Source organism: Trebonia sp. (genome assembly GCF_049794275.1).
In the GTDB taxonomy this organism is placed as follows: Bacteria; Actinomycetota; Actinomycetes; order Streptosporangiales; family Streptosporangiaceae; genus Trebonia.
This window is the reverse complement of sequence record NZ_JBARCR010000317.1, coordinates 1-2,823: the sequence shown is the minus strand read 5'-3', so window position 1 is coordinate 2,823 and position 2,823 is coordinate 1. Positions and strand designations below refer to the sequence as shown.

The window sequence follows — 2,823 nt, the reverse complement described above, 5'->3', positions numbered from 1 at the left end:
TAGCCCGGTCTGGCCCGGGGACAGCCGCTGCGCGGCGATCCCGGAGCCGATCACCACCGCGGCCAGGAACGCGCTGCCCAGGAACTCGGCTAGCAGCCGGCGCCACAGCAGGATGGGTGCACTGATCACGCGGTCATCTTGACAGTTGAATATGGTTCAGTCAAGATTGAGTCAATGACTTCTGAACGAACTTCTGAGCTGGAGCGACGTTCCATCTTGCATGCCGCGCTGGCCGACCCTGCCCGGCTGCGGATCACCGACACGCTGCTCACCGGGGACGCGTCCCCGTCCGAGCTGGCCGGCATGCTGGCCATGCCGTCCAACCTGCTGGCACACCACCTGCGCGTGCTGGAACAGGCCGGGATCGTTACCCGCCGCCGCTCGGAAGGCGACCGGCGCCGCACCTACCTGCAGCTGATCCCCGGCGCCCTGGACACGCTCGCCCCGCCGCCAGCCCGCGCCGCGCTGCGGGTGCTATTCGTGTGCACCGCCAACTCCGCACGCTCGCACCTGGCCGCTGCGCTGTGGCGCCAGGTCAGCACCGTTCCGGCGATATCCGCTGGAACGCATCCGGCAGCAGCGATCGATCGCGGCGCTATCGCCGCGGCCACGCGTCACAGTTTGCCGCTGCCCCGGCTGCGGCCTCGCCACTTCAGCGAGGTCTGGCACGACGGCGATCTAGTGGTTACGGTCTGCGACCTGGCCCACGAAGAACTCGCCGAGGCCGCAGCGGTGCACTGGTCCATCCCGGACCCGGTCCCGGCCGGCGACCCGGGCAGCTTCGACGCGGTACTGGCGCAGTTGGCCGACCGCGTCGGGCGCCTGGCACCACGCCTGGCAGCCGTCTCTTGACCCGGCCGCAGATTTGGAGAGTGTCTTGGGGCCACCAAGCAGGCGCGTCTCAGGTCGTTCATCTGTCTCCCTGTCTGGCTCGGGTCCAGGCCTTGCGGGCGCGTTCGACTAGTTCGTCAAGACTGGCGTCATACTGTGCTGCCAGCGCGGTGTGGTCTGCTGAGTGCGGTGGCAGCCGCTGGAGTTCCGCGCGCATCTGTTCCCGCGTGCTGAGCAGCGCCGTGTCATCAAGCTGGGTGAAGTCGGGCGGTTCCTCGGCTGAGTTCATTGGGCCTTGCCTTCAGCGCGGCGTGGTTGCGACTGGGCACAGCGTGCCGCGCGCCTCACGTCTGGCGGTAGCGTTGTGGCAAACTTCTCTTCATGGCTGGCAACGGCAGCGGTAACCCGGCAACCCACTTCGGCCGGCAGATGCGCAAGGAGCGGCTGGCCCGCGGCTGGTCGCTGCAGGAGCTGGCACGCGCGACGGGCATCAACGTGGGCCACCTGTCGCGGATCGAGAACGGGAAGCGCCCGCCGACCGAGAACCTGGCGGCCGCATGCGACGCTGCATTTCCCGAACGTCGGGGCTGGTTCAGCGAGTATTACGAGGAGATGCGTACCTGGTCGGAGGTGCCAGCCGCGTTTAAGGACTGGTCAGAATTGGAAGACAAGGCCGCCACCCTGTCTGCGTGGGCGCCGGCTGTCATCCACGGGCTGCTACAGACCGAGGACTACGCCGCCGCGCTGCTGCACACCTATCCCGGTGCTGGTGAGGAGGCGGTGCAGACCAGGCTGGCCGCGCGGATGGAGCGGCAGCGGCGGCTGTTCGCCCGGGACGTGCTGGCGTGGTTCATTATCGATGAGCTGTCGCTGTACCGGCTTGCCGGGTCGGCCCAGGTCATGGCCGCGCAGATGCGTCACCTTGCAGACGTGGCAGTCATGCCGAACGTGACGCTCCAGGTGCTGCCCGCTGTTGCCAACCCTGGCGTGACCAGCGGGTTCGTGATCGCTGACGATGCGGCGTACGCCGAGCACGCCGCGTCTGGCTTCGTCTACACCGGTGAAACCGTTTCGGCGCTAATGCGGATCTTCGATAGCCTTCGCACCGAGGCCTACAGGGGATCTGAGTCACTGAAGATGATCGAAGGGATGGCCGGGTCATGGGCGGCACGTGGCGCAAGAGCAGCTACAGCGGAGCCAACGGCGGTGACTGCGCCGAAGTGGCCGCCGATACCGGCCTAGTCCTCGTGCGCGACACCAAGAACCGCGTCGGCGCAACCCTCGCATTCAACGCGCAGGCCTGGCGCACGTTCACCGCGCAAGTCAAGCACCACTAGGGGTCAGGTCGTACTGCCGTTAGCGCTCGCGGTCGAGGCCTCCCGCTCCTGAGCGGGTTGCGGTCTCGCGCGTCTGTTTTTCTTGCGTGGCGCGCCGGGCGCGTATGACGGCCCGGGCGATGATCGGCGCTCCGATGGCGGAGGGGAGCAGCCAGAACGCGAGCGTCGGCAGGCGGTCCCACACCGGCAGGTGGGGGCCGTTGTCGACGTAGAACGCGGTGAGCATGGCGACGTATCCAACACCCATTCCGGTGATGTGGCCGGTGTCACCGGGACGGTGGCGGCGCCGGTGCTGGTAGCCGATGGTCGCGGCGGTGAACGCCACGGCGCCGATGACGAACAGGTGGTAGTCCTGCCGCCAGCGCATCGCAGCCAGGATTGTGGCGGTGGCGAAGACCACGGTGATCGCCCGGTAGAACCAGCGGCCCGCGTGGATGTGCCGAGCGCTGCCCTTGCGGGCCAGGGCAGCGACAGCCCCGGCGAGCACCGCGGTGAGCCCGGCGATCACGTGGATGGCGAGGAAGGCCAGGAACACTGGCGCGGTGGAGCCGACGTCGGTCCCCAGGATGCGACTAGCCGTGGCCATGTCACCTGCTCTCCGACCACCGATGGCAGCTCATCTCAATAAGTAGCGTTACTACCTATAGAAGTCACC

At 67.6% G+C, this 2,823-nt stretch carries 5 protein-coding genes; 3 read left to right on the top strand and 2 right to left on the bottom strand.

Going from position 1 to position 2,823, the window contains the following annotated elements; genetic code table 11:
- Window positions 1-174: 174 nt before the first annotated feature.
- The gene (locus tag WA805_RS08805) at window positions 175-852 is read left to right on the top strand and encodes an ArsR family transcriptional regulator (RefSeq protein ID WP_425242090.1); all 678 of its coding nucleotides are present in this window, start codon (window positions 175-177) and stop codon (window positions 850-852) included.
- Window positions 853-910: 58 nt separating this feature from the next.
- Here WA805_RS08805 and WA805_RS08800 read toward each other — a convergent pair whose 3' ends face one another.
- Window positions 911-1,120, bottom strand: a complete 210-nt coding sequence (locus tag WA805_RS08800; protein WP_425242089.1) for a hypothetical protein — start codon at window positions 1,118-1,120, stop codon at window positions 911-913.
- Window positions 1,121-1,212: 92 nt separating this feature from the next.
- Here WA805_RS08800 and WA805_RS08795 point away from each other — a divergent pair, with 92 nt between their 5' ends.
- Both WA805_RS08795 and WA805_RS08790 read left to right on the top strand, forming a co-directional pair.
- Window positions 1,213-2,073, top strand: coding sequence for a helix-turn-helix domain-containing protein (locus WA805_RS08795; protein ID WP_422338897.1), 861 nt, complete (start codon window positions 1,213-1,215; stop codon window positions 2,071-2,073).
- The gene (locus WA805_RS08790; RefSeq protein ID WP_422338896.1) at window positions 1,992-2,168 is read left to right on the top strand and encodes a DUF397 domain-containing protein; all 177 of its coding nucleotides are present in this window, start codon (window positions 1,992-1,994) and stop codon (window positions 2,166-2,168) included. Before WA805_RS08795 ends, WA805_RS08790 begins: the two co-directional genes overlap by 82 nt.
- Window positions 2,169-2,187: 19 nt before the next feature.
- On the opposite strand, the gene WA805_RS08785 is transcribed toward WA805_RS08790, so the two are convergent.
- The gene (locus WA805_RS08785; protein WP_425242088.1) at window positions 2,188-2,754 is read right to left on the bottom strand and encodes a hypothetical protein; all 567 of its coding nucleotides are present in this window, start codon (window positions 2,752-2,754) and stop codon (window positions 2,188-2,190) included.
- Window positions 2,755-2,823: the final 69 nt, after the last annotated feature.

Bases quoted from the DNA above. Each gene is read 5' to 3' on its own strand.
- WA805_RS08805 (WP_425242090.1), top strand. From the start codon at position 175: ATGACTTCTGAACGAACTTCTGAGCTGGAGCGACGTTCCATCTTGCAT.
- WA805_RS08800 (WP_425242089.1), bottom strand. From the start codon at position 1,120: ATGAACTCAGCCGAGGAACCGCCCGACTTCACCCAGCTTGATGACACG.
- WA805_RS08795 (WP_422338897.1), top strand. From the start codon at position 1,213: ATGGCTGGCAACGGCAGCGGTAACCCGGCAACCCACTTCGGCCGGCAG.
- WA805_RS08790 (WP_422338896.1), top strand. From the start codon at position 1,992: ATGGGCGGCACGTGGCGCAAGAGCAGCTACAGCGGAGCCAACGGCGGT.
- WA805_RS08785 (WP_425242088.1), bottom strand. From the start codon at position 2,754: ATGGCCACGGCTAGTCGCATCCTGGGGACCGACGTCGGCTCCACCGCG.